Origin of the sequence: Photorhabdus africana (assembly GCF_035181445.1) — a bacterium.
Classification (GTDB): Bacteria; Pseudomonadota; Gammaproteobacteria; order Enterobacterales; family Enterobacteriaceae; genus Photorhabdus; species Photorhabdus laumondii.
The window spans coordinates 1-462 of sequence record NZ_JAXBVE010000186.1; the positions used below are offsets into that span (position 1 = coordinate 1).

At 45.5% G+C, this 462-nt stretch carries 1 protein-coding gene; it reads right to left on the reverse strand.

Annotated elements, in window-relative coordinates:
* Nucleotides 1–52 precede the first annotated feature (52 nt).
* Nucleotides 53–462 (reverse strand): Tn3 family transposase (locus SLS51_RS23335; protein ID WP_323840855.1); only part of this gene is annotated, 410 nt, incomplete at its 5' end.

Sequence of the window (462 nt, forward strand, 5' to 3'; positions counted from 1 at the left end):
GGGGTTCTGTGGAACACCCCCCAGATCTGTAAACTTTGAGAGAAAATCCTGATTAGTCATCCCGCCAAAAATGTTGTTTCAGGTGAGATTCCAATATCCTTGCCATCGCTTCTACATCAATTTTCCCGTGATTTCTCTTAAAATTGTATCGTCCCGTGAACAACGTGTGTGTCCAGGCAATCGGCGAAATTCGCGTAAACTCATCAATAATTTCTTGAGGGACACCGTTGGCCTGCATCTTCTGGTAGACCGCATTCAGGATCATACTGTTGTAGGCAATAATGCAGTTGGCAACCAATCTGGCCGCATGTGCACTGACCCGGTTTTCAACGATTTTTTTGCCCTTGAAGATACCGTTGTAAGTTTTTCGGATGTTACTTTGGAGCTGATGATAGGCTTCCGTGCGGTTTCGGGCACTTCGGATCGCTTTTCTGAGTGCCATATCATCAATCAGATTGAGGA